Origin of the sequence: Wolbachia endosymbiont strain TRS of Brugia malayi, assembly GCF_000008385.1 — a bacterium.
GTDB lineage: Bacteria > Pseudomonadota > Alphaproteobacteria > Rickettsiales > Anaplasmataceae > Wolbachia.
The window spans coordinates 499,100-517,356 of sequence record NC_006833.1; the positions used below are offsets into that span (position 1 = coordinate 499,100).

Sequence of the window (18,257 nt, forward strand, 5' to 3'; positions counted from 1 at the left end):
AAGCTAAAAATAAAGTCATAGGCTTACTTATTGTAAGCCTATTTACTAATAAGAAATAGATTTTAAACTATAAGGGTAATGATGTCAACTATTAACAACTCAGAAGATAAGAAAAAAATCATCAGGGATCTTGTAACCAAAAGTATTAAAAAGGGTGGCTTTATCACTTTTGATGATATAAATGATAAACTGTCAGACGAAAATTTATCATCTGACTTTATAGATGATACTATATCTCTATTGCAAGACTCAGGAATCAACATACTTGAAAGTAGCGAAGACGAAGAAGAGGCTCCTTCCAATAGTGATGATAGCAAACTTGATGATGACGACGCACTGTCGAATACCACCACAACCTTAGTACAAAATGACGACCCGGTAAGAGTTTATTTACAAGATATGAGCTCCGTAAAGCTTTTATCAAGAACAGATGAAATTGAGATAGCAAAAAAAATTGAATCTGAAAAGCATAACATGTTGCGTGCAATCATTGAAACATCAGTAACACTAAAGATGATAAAAGCATGGCGCGATGATTTGAGCAGTGGATCTCTCTTACTGAGAGAAATTATAGACCTAGATGCAATTTATAACTCCGATTTTAATGCGATACCCAAAGAAGAGAGTGAAGAAAGTATTGAAGATGATAAGGATTCTGAGAACGTTTCTGAAGGCACCAAAGATGACGAATATTGTGAAGATGATGAGATAGACAGTAAAAAAGGTAACGATGAGAAAGAAAATAGTAATGAAGATATAAATTCAGCAAATTTAAATGTTTCTATTCTTGAAATGGAAAACGACTTATTGCCCAAGGTCATAGTTGCACTAGATGAGATAATTACTTTAGCAGATGAAGCATTGACATTAAGAAAAGATCCCTCTGGTGGATTAAGATATCAAAATTTATATGACCAAATATGGTCTATAGTGCTACAAATTAAGTTAAGTGACACTGCTGTCGCTAAAATCACACAAAAACTTTATAACATAAATAGGTCTATCATGCTTGAGGAAGCTAATCTTATTTCTGAAGCTAAAAAATACAATATTGATAGAGAAAGCTTCCTCAAAGTTTATGCTGACGTACTTTTAAGGTACAAGTTAGAAGAAATTAGTTCTTTAAAATCCAGTGAAAACCAATTTTGTTTTACAGGTGAACTAAAAAACAAGTTTGTAAAGTTTATAGACGACAATTTTGAACATATAGCTGATACCTTGAACAATATTAAGCAACATATACAAGAAGATAATGTGCAAGAGTTTAAAGAGCTAATCAAGAGAACACAAAAACATGAACGAGAAGTCTCTGAAGCAAAGCAGGGAATGATTAAAGCCAATTTGAGGTTAGTAGTTTCCATAGCTAAAAAATATTCAAACAGAGGTCTCGCTCTGCTTGATTTGATACAAGAAGGTAATATTGGTCTTATGAAGGCTGTGGATAAATTTGATTACAAACGTGGATACAAATTTTCAACCTATGGAACTTGGTGGGTAAGGCAATCAATTACTAGAGCAATACCTGAGCAATCTAAAGTAGTCAGAATACCAGTTCACATGGTAGAAATTATTAGCAAGATCAACAGAGCATTGAGAAAGTTAACTCATGAGATGGGAAGAGAGCCTACATTAGAGGAATTAAGTATGGAACTTGGAATGCCGCTGGAAAGAATACGCAAAGTTATGAAAATAGCAAGGGATCCGGTAAGCCTTGACGCTCCAACAGGAAAAGACGATAGTAGTACTTTCGGTGACTGTATAGAAGATAAGCGAGTCTCAAAACCAGAAGATGCTGCAATACTCACTGACTTGCGCTGCATTACGACTAACCTCCTTGCAACTTTAACACCGAAGGAAGAGAGAATTATTAGAATGCGCTTTGGCCTTGGTAAAGATTGCAAGGAACATACCTTAGAAGAAATAGGATGCATTTTTAAGGTAACACGTGAGAGAATTAGGCAAGTCGAGTCAAAAGCATTGCGCAAACTAAAACATCCATGCCGTGCTAGAAAGTTGAGAGGGTTCTTTTAGAGAAATGTCAAATAATATAATGTGATCATTTTGGCACGAAGTAAAGAGAAGATGTAAGAGCTAGAAAACAATAGATGGAAGATTTTGAACAGATACATTGTTTATCTACTTTTCCAGTGCCAACTTCCTACACTCTTACAGGTTCCAATTATAATGGAAAAGTCATATCGCTTATAATATAAAATATTTTTCTTGCAATTTTATTATTACCGCTCATTGTGCTTCTTTCATTTCTGCAGTAAACAAATCAATAATATTGGTACTCTACTTGTATAAGAACTTACCTAAGTAATCCATCTTACCTAAGAGATTTCTTCCTTCTTCTCATTTTTTGTAGTTGCAGCATCGTTTAACAAAGCAGAGAACTGATTTAATAGAGTTTCAGGTTTTGCCCCACATTCTAACAATAAACGTGATATTTCTTTTAGTTATTGACGACAGCAAAATATAAAGGAGAAATGTCACTTCTGCTTAAAATATTAGAGTTTGCATGACTATCAAAAAGTAATTTTACTATATAAACCCTATTGTTTAAAACAGCATTATGCAGTGGAGTTGTTAGATTCATCCAGCTTCTGATATTAGGTTCTGCGCCCCCATCTAACAATAACTTTACAATGTTAACATTGCCACCTTTAACAGTGAGATGTAATGCTGAAAGACCATCTTTATCCCTTATATTAACTCGATCTAGTATTTTAGATAAAGAACTACCTTTTATCGCATTAAGTATATGATTGTTTTCATTTACATATAAGGCAACACTTGTTCGAAATTGACTAATTAGTAAAGTTTTTTTGCGCCAAAACGACAATTTACTGAGCCATGATGGACTTGGTCTTATGTTTGTTATAAGCCCATAGCTAGTACTATGATCTAACAATGACTTAAATATTCTAACAGTTCTCTATCTGGGAGTTTAGCAAAAACATCTTATAAGTTTTTATTTTTAAATTCAAAACAGTTCAAGTATTTTGCAAGATAATTAATCTTTAAATATTAAGCGCTACCCTTAATGGACTGACTACCCTAGAGGTGCACATCTTGGCTATAAGATTTGCATCACTATTCAGCAAAAGTTCAGCTATATTTTCTGACCATATTGTACTATGATAAATAACGATTAAGCCATATAAGGCAGTATAGAGCCTAGTTTTTCGTTAAGTTGACGTTAAAACTCTCCAATATAGCCGTTGTTTACCTTAATGACTTGTTCTGCTAAATCTATAATTTTACCTCACATGTTTTAAAACTATTATCAACTATTAATATCCACTAATTCTGCTTGGCTGCTTACTATACTTATGTTACCCTGAAGAGCAGGATTTGGATATGCTTATCCTCTTTTATGTATCTTAATACCATACTTTCATGTGCACCTTTAGAAGCTAATAGAGTTTAAGTGTAATCTCAATAATATATGTAAGTCAATAGACCTTTTTCGAAGCTTAAATTGACAATTTATGATCGCAAATTCTTATCAGTATAAGAATGCAAAAAATTACTTGACAAGCTTTATCAGCCTCCTTATTATAGCACTTAAGCTATTTATTTATCTTTGTAATCATGCAGGTTAGTGACAAAAGGCTTAGGGTATTTAGTATCTTATGTTTAATTTTTTGCACTATATGTACCTTGTGTCTTCACAATATTTCTAAGTTTTTACCCATATAAGCTGAAATACGCTTACAAAGTATTTAAGACAGTATAAAATGCCAATTTGCATGATTAGAGAGTAAACACTATTTACTATAGAATATCTTTTCCCTTTTTTTACTTAGTAAATTTCTTAGATATTTGTAGCTGAAGCGTTTAAGGGCAAACAAAATGGTGTTATGCCAACCATGACGTTGGAATGACTTTGTTAATCACCAGCTATGGTGATTAAAGACAAGAAAGGTGAAGAATATTAGTAACTTGTCATTCTCTTAATTTATAATAAGAATGCTCAGTAAATACCTAATTTGAGTAAAAGAAATTTCACTATCATTCACTAATTTGGCTAAAATTCAATAATTTCAACACTTTAGCTATTTTAAATAGAATCAAATTTATTAATATAAATAATAAATTACTATTCTTAAATTTGATCAGATTGATTGCAAAAAAAATAAGATTTTTAATAATTTGCTTATAATTCTAACTATAGTTAATCTTTCATAGATAGTGATGCAACAAAGCTATTCCACTAGCGGAGGTAAAATTGAGCTAGCTCTCCACTAAGTACTTGTGAGGCTATTTAATAACTTGCTTTAAAATCTCCTCTTGTTGCTGAGCATGGACACTAGCGTAACCACATGCAGGAGATGCAGCAGCAGGTCTTGTGATGCACTTAAGCCTTTTTGCTTGAATATTGAGGCCAAGTAATACCTCCTCTATTAATGGGTTGACAAAAAACCATCCTCCCATATTTTTTGGCTCTTCTTGACACCATATAATTTCAGCGTTTTCATATTTTTCAAGTTCAATGCTTAGCTTATCAGCAGGAAATGGATAAAATTGCTCCAATCGTACCACTGCTATATCGTTTATTTTTTGTACTTCACATGCCTCAATTATGTCGTAATAAACTTTACCACCGCATATTATAACTTTACGCATTTTGTCATCTAAAACTAAATTCTTCCTATATTCTGGAATTATCGTAAGGAATCCACCTTTAAAGTCAGATAGATTAGAAACTGCTCTTTTATGACGCAATAGCGATTTAGGTGTAAACACTATCAAAGGTTTACGGAAGTCTCGATGAATTTGCCTGCGTAAAACATGAAAGTAATTCGCTGGAGTAGAGCAATTAACTACTTGCATATTATCTTCCGCGCAGAGTTGTAAAAACCTCTCTATACGCGCAGAGCTATGCTCAGGTCCCTGACCTTCATAGCCATGAGGCAGCAATAAAACCAAACCACTTGATCGTAACCACTTTGTTTCTGCAGACGCAATAAACTGGTCGATCATAATTTGTGCACCATTCGCAAAATCACCAAACTGTCCTTCCCAAAGCACCAGTGAATATGGAGAATCAAGGCTATATCCATACTCAAAGCCCATCACAGCATACTCTGATAAAGCGCTATCTATGACTTCAAAGTGAGCTTGCTCTTTATTTATATTGTTCAGTGGAATAAATGCTTCTTCTGTCACCTGATCAACAAGCCTTGAATGGCGGTGTGAGAAAGTACCTCGACCGGAGTCCTGTCCTGACAGACGCACACCTATTCCTTCTGTGAGCAATGATGCAAATGCAAGACTTTCAGCCGTTGCCCAGTCTATATTGTTACCGGAATTTATATTCTCTATTCTTCCATCAAGTATTTTTCTTACTTTATTGTTGATATTAAAACTGCTTGGAATATTGCTATTTATGAGTACACCTAGCTTTTTCAGCTCACTTTGTGAGGCACCAGAATCTGTATAATATTCGTTCAGATTATTCAACTTTGCCCTTCTTAATTTTGACCACACTCCATTGAACCAGTCAGCTTTTTTGGGAGCGTAAGCCACTGATTCAGTAAGACTTTTATCCAATCTTGCCCTGAACTTACTGCGTAATTTATCTACTTCGTCACCACTTAGTACTTTATCTGCAGTCAACTTTTCTTCATATAGCGTTCCTGGAGTTTTATGATTTGATATTATTTTATACATGAGCGGCTGGGTAAAATTAGGCTCATCTCCTTCATTATGGCCATATTTGCGGTAGCATATTATGTCAATCACCACGTCTTTCTTAAATTTCTGCCTATATTCCATTGCCAGACCTGCAACAAAATTTACAGCTTCAGGACTATCTCCACTTACGTGAAACACTGGGGCTTCTATAGATTTAATTACGTCAGTGCAATAAGAAGATGACCGTGCACAGCATGGATTAGCAGTAAAACCAACTTGGTTATTAATGACAACGTGTACAATACCATCTACTTTATATCCTTCAATATTGCTCAAGGTCAGGGTTTCGCCAACCACCCCTTGACCGATAAAAGCTGCATCACCATGAATTGATATTCCAAGTACAGATCTTATTTTTTGTTTTGCTCTGATTCTTCCAATCAGAACTGGATTGATCGCTTCAAGGTGAGATGGATTAGGGCACAAACTTAAATGTATTGTCTTACCATCAGCAAGCGTTCGATCAGAAGAATAACCAAGGTGATATTTAACATCACCAGACACTTCAAGATCACTTGGATATGCAAGATTACCTTGAAATTCAGATAACATTGCTGCATATTCTTTTTCCATAACTTTGGTTAGAACGTTAAGCCGTCCGCGATGAGCCATACCAAGAACTATTTCCTCAATACCAAAAGTCGTGGAATCACTAATAATTCTCTCAATTGCAACAATAGCTGACTCCCCACCTTCAATAGAAAAACGCTTATGTCCAGGAAATTTCGTATGGAGAAATTGTTCGAACATCTCAGATTCGATTAAGTGTCTGAGTATTTCCTTTTTATCTTGCAAGCTCAGCTTGTAAGTTTGATTTTCGATCTTTTCCTGCAGCCATATTCTCTCCTCATAAGAGGAAATATGCATAAATTCAAAACCGATGTCTTTGCAGTAAATATCTCTATAGATTCCGGCATCATGCGCTGTAGAGAGATTTGAATATTTCTGATAATTTATTTCTTCACTTACATTTGACGACAATGGATTAAGATCTGCAAAAAAGTGACCATAAGATCTAAAAAAATTTGCCACCGAATCATCTGCCTTGGCCACATGCTGCACAGCACAGGGTTCTGCTTTATTAACTTCTAAATTGCTTGAAAAAATTCTGTACCAATCCTCCCCGATTGACTTGTCACCCTGCAGATAACGGTTATACATTTCTTCTACAAATTCCACATTATCACCATAAAGGCAGGAGCTACTTCTCAAATCTAGCATAATCACTATAAAAGGTATCAAATACTTATAAGTATAACTTAAGTTTTTTAAAAAAGAACTTTTTTGATACCCGCGAATTAAGTCATTACATTATCAGTTCTTTAAGGATTGCCTTCAGCATTTAGCTTAACATTATTTACTAATTTTTCAGTAATAACTTCAGCAAACTCAGGAGAAGGTTCTTTTATTTTTGCAAAAAATGCAGCCTGTATGGCATTTTTAACAAAGAAATACGCGGCAAATGCAAATACTACTGTCGGTATATAGCACCAGGGAGGAGCTATACTAAACAAAGTAGCAGAAGCTCTACCATTAAGCAACAACGAGAAAGACCAGCTTAGCTAATAATATAGCGTCTATCCACACTACCATATTCAGCCATCAACTTTTTAACTTTGTCATTGTTGCTGTGCGACAAAACAAGTGCCTTAATGCAATTTATTATCTCACTATTAGCGAAATATGGAGTGTGTTCTATGACCTCCTCACGTAGTAACCTTTTGCATGATGATCGGCTGTATTAGGATCATCACCATATTTTAAAAGTAATTTTGCAATTTCATAGAACTTATCATGTGCAGCTACATCTAATGGAGCAAGACTATATACTCGTGTATTAGGGTCAGCACCGTACTCTAAAAGTAGTTTTATAATATTACCATATATGATAATTCCGTGATAACATAATAAAGTATACTCACGAAATATTTTTATGTTAGGGTTAGCGCCATTCTCTAATGCAGGTTTGCAAGATCAATATTATATGAATTGATAGCAGCATCCGACGGCAAGTGATCCTGTATACACATTTCGTTAATGTAATTACTAAATTTTTCATCTTTACTGCTCTTGAAATTAAAAAGAGCTTTTTAAGAAATCCTGTATCTTGATTGAAGAGAGGCGTATGTAAGCAAAATTTTAGACTTAGATAGAGCTAACTCTATCTAAGTCTTCGTCATGGAGTAGCATGACCTCTTTTGCACCTGTTCCAGCAAGAAGCTTATATGCGCTTGTAACTGTTAAAATTTCTCTTCGACTTTTTTAAGTTCTTCCTGTTCTTTATCTGAGTTTTTGTCTCGATGATACTGAAGAGCTAGTGTATTACGTACTTTTCTGATGTCTTCTTCACTGGGGTTACTTTAAGCCTAATATTTTTAAAGCTTCTTCTTCATTCATAATAACTACCTCTACTAATAGTGAATTATACTCTAGTATAACTAAAAAGTCCAAGAAAGTCTAATCTTTTATGTTAACACTGCTATAACTATTTAAGTCTACCAGGGAGGCAAGTAGTTCCTAGTAAAAATTGATTAATTTCTTAACCAAATTAAAAAAGACAAAAGAAATCCCGCAGCAGCTATTTATCCACTATCATTTTACCAGTTGGCGTTTTTTAATGTTTTTAAGCACCTAGTAGGCGCGATTTACAGCACTAGTTGGTAATGTGAACAACAATGTAAAAGACATGAGGTACATGTAATGCAAGAAATTAAACATGAGATGTCAGATATGTTAAGTTTTTTTGTTGTTTAATCTGTAAAGAGAAGATAAATAATTAGCTTTAGTGCTATTGATAAAAGGGCTAGCGAGGTTTATCAAGTAATTTCAGTCCCGTTTCTATGGCTTAAAAAATTCGTCACGTGCTGGAATGACGAGAAGAACACTAAAAATTTCCATGTTTATGGCAACTTCTTACCTACGCTCAAACAATTTTTCTATATCACTTAGTTTCATTTCTATATGAGTTGGTCTTCCGTGGTTGCATTGCCCAGAATATGGTGTTTCTTCCATTTGCCTCAGCAACACATTCATCTCTTCCAATTTCATTGTCCTGCCTGCTCTAATTGACCCATGACAAGCAATAGTGGCCAATATTTTGTTCACTTTATCTTCTATTGGCAACATATCTTCTATTTCCATCAATCTATCGACTATATCAATTAGCATCTCTTTTACATCTATTGTTCCCAAAATTGCAGGGATTTCTTTTACTATAACCTTGTTTTCTGAGTTGATTTGAATATCAAAACCCATTTCGAAAAGCTTATCCTTATAGACTTCAACCATCTCCATTCCAGCTTGATTTTTGATTTCAACTACCTCAGAAAGAAGTAGTTTTTGTCTTTTTATACTTGATTTTTGTTTTAAGCATTCATACACTAACCTTTCATGGGCTGCATGCTGGTCAACTATAATCAATTTGCCTCTAGCCTCAGCAATAATATAAGTGTTATAGACCTGACAGCGTGCAAACCCTAGAGGATGGTTTTCTATTAAATCAATTTGCTCTCTCTCTAGAACCACAGTTTTCGCTTGTGACAAGGATTTTTGTATACCTGAATCAAACAATACTGATCGTTCTGACAAGTCTTTCTTTCCTACACTTGGTGAGTTGGATTCTTTCATTAGCCGATTTTCAAAAGGATTTGGTCTCCTTTCATACAATTCTCTTTCACTTTTTGTTTCTCTGCTTTTTCCATTATTAATATGGTTATCATTTCCTTGACTTTCACTAACATCAAAAGGTAAACCACTCGTTTCCTTTCCAATACCTTGACACCTAGACCTATCAATATTACTCACTGCAGAGTTACCTGTTCTTGTTGATAATGCCTTAATTAACCCTCTTCTCACTATTTCATATATCAGCCTCTTATTTTGAAATCTCACTTCCGATTTATTTGGGTGCACATTCACATCTATTTGATCGTATGGTATTTCTAAATGCAACGTTGCAAAAGGATACCTATTGCTTGGAATAAAGTCGTGATATGCGTAACGAATCGCACTAACAAGTAAATTATCTTTTATCGGCCTTCCATTTACAAATGTATAGATCATATCAGACTTACCTCGATTGACCGTCGGTTTACAGATGTGTCCTGTTAGTCTGACACCGTCCTCTTCTTCATTAATTTCTAGAGAATTGTCTTGAAATTCTTCTTCTACTTCACATAATCTACTAAATAACGAAGTCTGCTTAGCATATTTTAGAGGTTTCTTACTACCAGAAGTGAGAGTAAACCCAATACTATAATTGATCATAGCTAAGTTATTCACAATGTCAACAATGCTTTGAATTTCTGCCCTTTCGGTTTTTAGAAATTTTAGTCTATTGGGAGTGGCAAAAAACAGATCACGGACCTCAATATGTGTACCTTGTGGTAAAGAGTAAGGAATAAGTTCACCTATTTTTTCTCCACCTTCATAACTTATAGACCAAGCTTCACTTGCTCCATTTGCCTTAGATGATAGCTTAATTCTACTCACTGCTGCAATTGAAGACAGAGCTTCTCCTCTGAAGCCAAGATGCTTGATTTCTATTAATTCACTATCACTCAATTTTGAAGTAGCATGGCGCATAAAAGCAAGCTCTAAATCGCTCTTTTCTATTCCACCTCCATCATCCGTGATAGTAATAAGGTTACACCCACCACTTTCTATTTTTATCTCTATTTCCGAGCTTCCAGCATCTATTGCATTCTCAACTAATTCCTTGACTACACTAGCTGGCCTTTCTATAACCTCCCCTGCAGCTATACGATTTATGGTTTTTGTATCTAAAAGAATTATTGCCATAAATTTACTGTGATGCTGGTTTTTCCTTTACTACTTCGGTCTGTTCCTTTCTCCATTTTTTTAACCTATCAGCAATTTCACTGTTAGAAATTGACAGTACAGATGCAGCAGCAATTGCTGCATTATAAGCCCCACTTTCTCCTATAGACATTGTTGCAACCGGCACACCCTTTGGCATTTGTACTATAGATAACAGACTATCCAGCCCATTTAACTGTTTACTATGTACAGGAACACCGATAACGGGTAAACAAGTGAGCGATGCAACCATACCAGGTAAATGAGCTGCTCCTCCCGCACCGGCTATAATAACTCTAAAGCCTTTTTCTTGTGCAGACTGAGCAAAATTGAAGAGCCTTTCTGGTGTTCTATGTGCAGATATTATAAACACGTCATGCAAAATTCCTAATTCTGTTAACATATCAACAGCATGAATCATAGTGCTATAGTCTGATTCACTTCCCATAATTACAGCAACATCTTTTTTTATTTCCGCCATATTCAACATAACTTTCTTACTAACTAAATAGTGTTTCAGCTAAAAAGCAACAAATATTTGAATCATACTGTGAATATAGTGTATGACATAAAACCCTCCCTTTAAATAGAAATTTCAAATAAGCATTCGCATTAGAGCACACAAATGTGCAAACATTGTAATTTTAGGGACCAGTAGCTCACAGAAACACAAAAAACTACCTAACAAACCTCGCTAGCCCCCTTATCCCGATACTGGAGGTATTAAGTTACCTTCAATCTGTGCAGATTAAAATAATAAAGTGTTATATAGTTAGCATCTTATGTTTAATTTTTTGCACTATATGTACCTTATGTCTTCACAATATTTCTAATTTTTTACCTATATAAGTTGAAACTCGCTTATAAAGCGTTTAGGACAGTATAATATACTAATTTGCAGGATTAGAGAGTAAATACTATCACCATAATATATCTTTTGCCTTTTTTTTGCCTAGTAAATTTCTAAAACATTTATGACTAAAGGTTAGTTGCAATAAAAAACAACTAAGTCGCGATTACTAAGTATTTAAAACATAAAAAAACGCTAGTGTTTTTAAATAGATATTAACTAGGGCTTCTTTTGTCTTTTTCTTACTTGGTGGATTTCTTAAATATTTGTAGCTGAAGATTTACTGACAACAGCTGCTTGTTAGCGGAATCTAGAGATACCGCAAATGAATCGCGGTATGACGTAGGGGTTACTGATATTCCAGAGCGTGATGCTGCCTTCTCATACTGGAAAACCATAGGATGATAAAAAATAGTAAATAAATTCACTAAATAACAGTGTCACATACTGGAGTGATATTATAGATGCGCTAGGATTAGGAGAAGGAGACACCGGAATGACACCCCCTGGATGGAAAGCTGAATGCTAATATCAACATTAAAACAATACCCTTTCCTAGTGAAAATCATTACCAAATTATAATGTTCGTACAGTTGTACTTTTTACCCTAGAAGCGCTAGGTATTATTTCCATTTACATTCGTCTGCTATCATAACAGCCTCAAAAAGATGCTTTTCAAGCTCACTTAGAGGTAAATCACTTTGTGGGTAGTCTCCCCAAAATTTTAGTATATTGGAAACCTCAACGCCTTCAATAATAGGATATTCTTGATTTTTCTTAGCATATAGTTCCTGGGCCTGCTTGCTTACTAAAAACTCCAATAAAGCTATAGCATTTTCTCTATTTTTTGCATTTTTTGTTACTGCTGCACCACTAATGTTTACCATTACACCATTACTATCGTGATTAGGGAAGAAAACTCCTAGTTTGTTTGCAACATTCTTTTTATTCTCACGTTCTGATGAAAGGATTCTCGCAAAGTAATAGCTATTTACTATTGCAATATCTCCTTCACCAGCAGCTACAGCATAAATTTGGTTAGTATCACCACCGCTTGGCTTTCTTGCCATATTGCTTACAATCCCACTGACCCATTCTTTCGTCTTTTCAAAACCATTATTTGCAATCATAAAAGCAATCAGCGATCGATTATATGGACTTGTAGAAGAACGTACTAATATTTTTCCTTTCCATTTTTTATTTGCTAAATCCTCATAGGTACTTAAGTCTTTAGGATCTACTGATTCTTTATTGTAAACCAATATTCTCGTTCTTTTTGTGAGACCAAACCAGTAACCTTCACTATCCCTAAACTTTTCAGGTATAGCTCTTTTCAAAATCTCTGAGTTTACCTGAGACAAAAGCCCTCTTTTTTTTGCCAAAATTAGGTTCACTGCATCTGCAGTTAAAAATACATCAGTCCCACTGCCATTTTCCATGCGTGAGAGCAGCTGGGAGTAATCGTCAATAATATAACGTACTTTAATACCTGTATTTCTTGTAAATTCATCAAATAGAGTACGTACCAATTCCTCTTTACGCGATGAATAAACGTTTACCACTTGTAGGTCATTAGTCTCGTTGTTTTTATATAAAAAAGTAACGACGATTAATACAACTACTACTAAGGAAGTGAATATTAAAGCTTTTTTCATATAAATAAAACAATTTCCTTCAACTTAGGATACCAAAACGCAAAGTTTTAGTAAATGTAAAATTTACTCAGACCTATTTTGCTCCAATTAAGGGGCATCAAAATTATGTAAGAGATTTTACTACGTACTTTATTCACCAATACTATAAACAATATCTTTACAATTATGAGATTGAACTACAACTTGTTCAAGCGTTAGGCTGATGCATTTAGCGTCTTTACCATGATTATCCTTAAGAACATTTGTTCTTTCTTGTTCTATTTTCTTAATGAATTTCTTGTTAACACTTTCTGTATTAATCTTTTCCTGAGAATATATAAGATTAGTGCAATTCGTTTTCCTGTAGTAATGTACACCAAGACATATGATTGATAATGCAAGTATACCTGAACCTATGAATAACGACAACCCTACGTTATGAGTCAAAGGGTTCTGGTAAAATTTTTGCACATTATTAATGCCATCTATTGCAAGTAGCCCTAAGGGAAACGCTATATTTGCAGCAACTACACTAGTTAATAATGCAATGAATAGCGGCCTATTATTAATTATTGATTCTATTTTGTTAGCTCTACTAATTACTTTTTCGCCAATATTAATGAAGTTATCTTTAGCTTCCCAAGCATTAAGTGCAAAATTTGAATGAGTGTCATTGCTATATTCCAGTCTTACAGATTTTATCACCTTGTCCCTTGGCTGGCACTCTAACACTTTATCTAAAATTTCATTTGCATTCCCTTTTTGGATTTGATATTCTTCAGCGTCTCTAAATTGCTTTATTATATGAAATATAGGACTAACCGCAAACAATGAAGCAGATGCAATGACCAGTATAGTAATATAGAACGGGCTATTTGCAAAAAAAACAATAAATTTTGCTTTATCTTGTAAGTACACTAAAGCTAAAGATGTGCATAATATAATAGTATTTGCACCAAAAATTATAACGCCCTTCTGCTGCATGGCATATTTTACCCTTGGCCAGACTCTGTTTGTTTTCTTGCCTGAGCTGATTAAAGGAGTTGTTGAATCTGTTTCACTGTTTTCAATGTAAGAATCGTCTTTCGGTGTAAAAGGAGTTGGAGGTGTGTCTGAACCATCACCGGGCTTGTTATCTAATAATCTTTTCCAATCTCCTGATGTTTTTTTACTATCCCAAGATTCGCTAAACAACGTTCCTTCAGAAGCTGATTTTTTTATCCCTGAGCTTTGATTATTTATTCCGCTATCCCTAGTATGATCCATTTCTTCATTATTTGATTCTTTTTTATACAACTCCGCCTGTACACGCAGTGGCTTTGATGGTACTGCACCTAGTACATCTAAGATAGCATTTGCTGCCACTCCAGCCAATGATGGATCTGTTTTTGGTGCTTCTGCTGATATTTTATTTTTCAATTCTAGCATACTTACCCTCCGAAATTAATTACTACTGTTATATTGATTATACTATAGTTATTAAGATACAGTAAATACTAATTTGAGAATAATTCTAGAAAAGCTTAATATAAGAATTGTCTGTCAAAAATTCTTTCATCTAGGGAATAATCCTTGTCAAAGAGCAGAGTAACTGTGTTCTCATGGTCTTTCTGCATTTTTATCTGTGATATGTTGTGAAGCTCCTTGTAATCTGATACTACAAGTGCTGGACGATTTTGTGCGTTGTTAATGTCAATTTGCACAATTGTATCATTTGAGATCAACGCTCCATTCCAATGCCTTGGGTAGTAGCTATTAATAGAGGTCAGTGCAAATAAGTTTGAATTGAGTGGTAAGATTGGGCCACCAGCAGAGAAATTATATGCAGTACTGCCTGTGGGAGTAGACAATATTATTCCATCTCCTCTAAACTTTTCCATTTTTAGTTTACTATTGATAGCAACATTCATCTCTACTATCTGATTTGCCTTTCTAAAGACATACACTTCGTTTACCGCTACATGGTGATATTTTTTACCACTCAGATCTATAGCTTCCATCTTTAGCAAAGTTAGCTGAGCTGAAGTTGCGTGCTCTATGTTATCAATCAAATCTTCGCTGCTACTGAAGTATTTATTCATCAAAAATCCAACACTACCAGTGTTTACCCCATATACATGTATATCTTTGTTTCCTACGACGTAATTATGCAAGGTGTGTAGCATTAAACCATCGCCGCCAACAACTACCAGTAGATCAACTTCAGATTTATTTTCCTCTGTTATATTGATAAAATTAAGCTTCTGTAATAATTTAGATACTTCCTGTGATTTTGGTGACTCAGAAGCAACATAGCCTATATTTTTGTATTTATGCATGCTCCAGTCTAAAACTTAAAGAGAAAGAAAATTAGAAAATATTTCCGTACTTATCGTTAAACTTAGCTATTTTGCTAGTTTTATTTGTTGACCCACTTGTCAAACTTCCAGTCCATGCAGGGTGAGTAAGAGGATCTCTATCAAGCTTTATCTTATCTCCCTCCTTTCCATAGGTTGAACGAGTTTCAAACTCTTGACCATTTGTCATGACTATAGTAATTTTATGGTAATCAATTTCTGCCATTGCCGCTTATAAACTCTTAGTCAGTTACCATTCTAGTGTATTCAATTCGTTAAGTCAATTATTATTATTGGACATTGACAAAAGATAAATAAAGTAGTACTTTTAATAAAGAATCAAGAATTATCGTTATGATTTTTGCTTTCCCTGGTCAGGGTTCACAGTTTGTAGGAATGGGAAGAGACCTATATAGTCAATTTTCCGTTGCAAAACAAGTATTTGATGAAGTAGATAGCATACTAGGTAGGAAGTTGTCTCATTTGATTTTCAATGGTCCTGTCGAGGAGTTAACCATTACAGAAAACGCTCAGCCAGCTATAACGGCAGTATCAATTGCAACACTACGTGTTATGGAGCATGTGTTTGGTAAGTCTCTCCTCTCTGATCACGATGTTAAATATGTTTGTGGGCATTCAGTTGGTGAATATACAGCACTATGTGCTGCAGGAGCGTTGACACTCGAGTCCACAGTCAAGTTGCTGAAAGCTCGCAGCGAAGCAATGCATAAAGCTTCTTTAAAATGTAAAGGTGGAATGGTTGCGTTGCTTGGAGCAGAGATAAGTGAAGTAGAAGATATATTGGAATCAGCTCAAATTGATGAAATTTATGGAATTGCAAACGATAATGGTGGTGGACAGGTAGTGGTAAGTGGTACTGCAGAGGCCCTTGAAATATTACCTGGTTTGTTCAAAAACTCGAGTGTGAGAAAATTAATTAAATTGCAAGTTAGTGGGCCTTTTCACTCATCTCTTATGAGACCTGCTGATGAAAAGATCTTGGAATTTCTAGAGAGCATTGACATAACTCATCCTTCAATTCCTTTTGTATCAAACGTCACAGCTAAAGAAGAAAGCAATCCAGAAACTATAAAAATCTTACTTGCTAAGCAAATTGTAAGTAGAGTGAAATGGAGAGAAATGGTTTTACATATGGCAAGTAGTGGCATTAACGAATTCGTTGAAATTGGACCTAATAAAGTTTTATCTAATTTAGTCAAAAGAATTGATCAATCCATTAGTACAAAAAATATAGGTAGTATCAGTGATATTGACAGCTTCTTTAATAGGTCACCAGTACTGACGGTGGAAAATTTAGAAGTTAGCTTAAGTTAAAGCACACCTGTTTGATGTTATCACAACTTGGAATAACATAGGGCGATACAGGAAATTACACAATCAGTGAACTACCTGTCATTTCATCTGGTTTTTTAATTCCAAGTAACTGTAAAATAGTAGGAGCGATATCAGATAATCTTCCATCTTTCAACTTTAGGTTGTTACAAGAATTAGGGTATATAATAAACGGAACTTTATTTAGAGTGTGTGCTGTGTGAGGTGTATTATTTTTTTCATCAAACATACATTCCACATTTCCATGGTCTGCAGTAACAATTAACACAGCGTCGTTTATTTCCTTAACAGTATTCAATACTTTTGCAAGGCAATCATCAACAGCCAGCACAGCTTTTTTGGCTGCTTCCATGTTACCTGTGTGTCCCACCATGTCAGGGTTAGCGTAATTTGCAACTATCAGCGTAAATTCTTGGGAACGAATTTTTCCTACGAGTTTTTCTGTAAGTTCAAAGGCTGACATTTCAGGCTGCAGGTCATAAGTTTCAACTTTTGGTGAAGGAATGAGTATTCTTTCTTCATTGGAGAAAGGCTCTTCCTTTCCACAATTGAAGAAAAAAGTCACATGGGCGTATTTCTCAGTTTCAGCAATGCGTAATTGCCGTAATTTATTATCTGCTATTATCTCTCCTAAAGTGTTGGTAAAAAATGCAGGGGGAAAAAGACAAGGAATCTGAAGGTCTTCCTTATACTTCATCATACTTAAAATTGAGGAAAATTTTGCTACCTCAGTGTAACCTGTTTTGCCTAGCAAAATACTTGCCAATTGTATCATTCGATCAGCACGAAAGTTGGCTAATAACACCCCATCTTTTAGTTCTATGCCTTTGTAGTCACCTATTACTGTAGGCCTAATAAATTCATCAGTTATATTATTTTGATAGTTATTATCAATCAACGACATCACATTATTGTGACACGTTGCCCTTGCAAATGCGATAGCCTCGTAAGTTTCTATTGTTCTTTCCCACCTATTATCGCGATCCATAGCATAGTAACGCCCAGAGACAGTAGCAATTCTTATGTCATTGCCTTTTATATTCTCTTCAAATTCTTGAACGCACTTTTTTCCTGAATTTGGCAGTGTATCTCTGCCGTCCAAAAATGCATGTATCACTACTTTGATTTCGTGCTGTGATATTTTATTTGCTAAAGTTGAAATATGTTTTTGATGCGAATGAACACCACCATCTGATACCAACCCCATTATGTGGCACACGCCGTTCTTATCCTTTAGATCACTAATAAAACTTCGTAAATTCTTGTTATTCTCTATTGTTTTGATTTCTCGATCAATGCGCTGCAGGCTTTGCATTACCACTCTACCACTGCAGATGTTCATATGACCAACCTCTGAGTTGCCTATCTGACCATCTGGTAATCCAACATCAGTCCCACAGGCAGATAAACTGCATCTTGGATAATTAGAGCTAATATATTGCCAACAGGGTGGATTTGCGTTGCTAATGGCATTGTATTTACTATCTCCTATTCCATTCCCCCAACCATCTAGTATACATAAAACAACTGACTTAAAGTTCATACAAAATAACAGACAAAAAC

At 34.8% G+C, this 18,257-nt stretch carries 12 protein-coding genes and 1 pseudogene; 2 read left to right on the forward strand and 11 right to left on the reverse strand.

The window, feature by feature from the left end; translation table 11 throughout:
• Positions 1-81 precede the first annotated feature (81 nt).
• Positions 82-2,031: an RNA polymerase sigma factor RpoD gene (gene rpoD, locus WBM_RS02320; RefSeq protein ID WP_011256591.1), complete on the forward strand. Its 1,950-nt coding sequence runs from the start codon at positions 82-84 to the stop codon at positions 2,029-2,031.
• A 424-nt stretch (positions 2,032-2,455) separates the two neighbouring features.
• Here rpoD and WBM_RS02325 read toward each other — a convergent pair whose 3' ends face one another.
• From WBM_RS02325 to rpmE, 10 genes are all read right to left on the reverse strand, one after another.
• A complete protein-coding gene (locus tag WBM_RS02325; RefSeq protein WP_011256592.1) occupies positions 2,456-2,914 on the reverse strand; it encodes an ankyrin repeat domain-containing protein in 459 nt (152 codons plus the stop codon).
• 1,352 nt (positions 2,915-4,266) lie between these two features.
• Complete coding sequence (locus tag WBM_RS02330; protein WP_041571561.1) at positions 4,267-6,915, reverse strand: 2-oxoglutarate dehydrogenase E1 component; 2,649 nt, start codon at positions 6,913-6,915, stop codon at positions 4,267-4,269.
• Positions 6,916-7,025: 110 nt separating this feature from the next.
• Positions 7,026-7,217, reverse strand: coding sequence for a hypothetical protein (locus tag WBM_RS06310; protein WP_225416080.1), 192 nt, complete (start codon positions 7,215-7,217; stop codon positions 7,026-7,028).
• Between the two features lie 181 nt (positions 7,218-7,398).
• Entirely contained in the window at positions 7,399-7,638 is a 240-nt protein-coding gene (locus tag WBM_RS06315) for an ankyrin repeat domain-containing protein (RefSeq protein ID WP_225416164.1), read from the reverse strand.
• A 978-nt stretch (positions 7,639-8,616) separates the two neighbouring features.
• Positions 8,617-10,503, reverse strand: coding sequence for a DNA mismatch repair endonuclease MutL (gene mutL, locus WBM_RS02340; RefSeq protein ID WP_011256594.1), 1,887 nt, complete (start codon positions 10,501-10,503; stop codon positions 8,617-8,619).
• Between the two features lie 4 nt (positions 10,504-10,507).
• Positions 10,508-11,002: a 5-(carboxyamino)imidazole ribonucleotide mutase gene (gene purE, locus WBM_RS02345; RefSeq protein ID WP_369799983.1), complete on the reverse strand. Its 495-nt coding sequence runs from the start codon at positions 11,000-11,002 to the stop codon at positions 10,508-10,510.
• 992 nt (positions 11,003-11,994) lie between these two features.
• Positions 11,995-13,026: a Fe(3+) ABC transporter substrate-binding protein gene (locus tag WBM_RS02350; RefSeq protein WP_011256596.1), complete on the reverse strand. Its 1,032-nt coding sequence runs from the start codon at positions 13,024-13,026 to the stop codon at positions 11,995-11,997.
• A gap of 129 nt (positions 13,027-13,155) precedes the next feature.
• A complete protein-coding gene (locus WBM_RS02355; RefSeq protein WP_011256597.1) occupies positions 13,156-14,433 on the reverse strand; it encodes a hypothetical protein in 1,278 nt (425 codons plus the stop codon).
• Positions 14,434-14,528: 95 nt separating this feature from the next.
• Entirely contained in the window at positions 14,529-15,323 is a 795-nt protein-coding gene (locus WBM_RS02360) for an NAD kinase (protein WP_011256598.1), read from the reverse strand.
• Between the two features lie 31 nt (positions 15,324-15,354).
• A complete protein-coding gene (rpmE, locus tag WBM_RS02365) occupies positions 15,355-15,567 on the reverse strand; it encodes a 50S ribosomal protein L31 (protein WP_011256599.1) in 213 nt (70 codons plus the stop codon).
• A 128-nt stretch (positions 15,568-15,695) separates the two neighbouring features.
• Here rpmE and fabD point away from each other — a divergent pair, with 128 nt between their 5' ends.
• Positions 15,696-16,676, forward strand: coding sequence for an ACP S-malonyltransferase (gene fabD / locus WBM_RS02370; RefSeq protein WP_011256600.1), 981 nt, complete (start codon positions 15,696-15,698; stop codon positions 16,674-16,676).
• 58 nt (positions 16,677-16,734) lie between these two features.
• Here the strand turns inward: fabD and gpmI are convergent.
• Positions 16,735-18,237 (reverse strand): annotated as a pseudogene (gpmI, locus tag WBM_RS02375) (2,3-bisphosphoglycerate-independent phosphoglycerate mutase); the annotation flags it as partial.
• Positions 18,238-18,257 lie beyond the last annotated feature (20 nt).

Coding starts and splice junctions, on each gene's coding strand:
- rpoD (WP_011256591.1), top strand. CDS start 82: ATGTCAACTATTAACAACTCAGAAGATAAGAAAAAAATCATCAGGGAT.
- mutL (WP_011256594.1), bottom strand. CDS start 10,503: ATGGCAATAATTCTTTTAGATACAAAAACCATAAATCGTATAGCTGCA.
- purE (WP_369799983.1), bottom strand. CDS start 11,002: ATGGCGGAAATAAAAAAAGATGTTGCTGTAATTATGGGAAGTGAATCA.
- WBM_RS02350 (WP_011256596.1), bottom strand. CDS start 13,026: ATGAAAAAAGCTTTAATATTCACTTCCTTAGTAGTAGTTGTATTAATC.
- WBM_RS02355 (WP_011256597.1), bottom strand. CDS start 14,433: ATGCTAGAATTGAAAAATAAAATATCAGCAGAAGCACCAAAAACAGAT.
- WBM_RS02360 (WP_011256598.1), bottom strand. CDS start 15,323: ATGCATAAATACAAAAATATAGGCTATGTTGCTTCTGAGTCACCAAAA.
- rpmE (WP_011256599.1), bottom strand. CDS start 15,567: ATGGCAGAAATTGATTACCATAAAATTACTATAGTCATGACAAATGGT.
- fabD (WP_011256600.1), top strand. CDS start 15,696: ATGATTTTTGCTTTCCCTGGTCAGGGTTCACAGTTTGTAGGAATGGGA.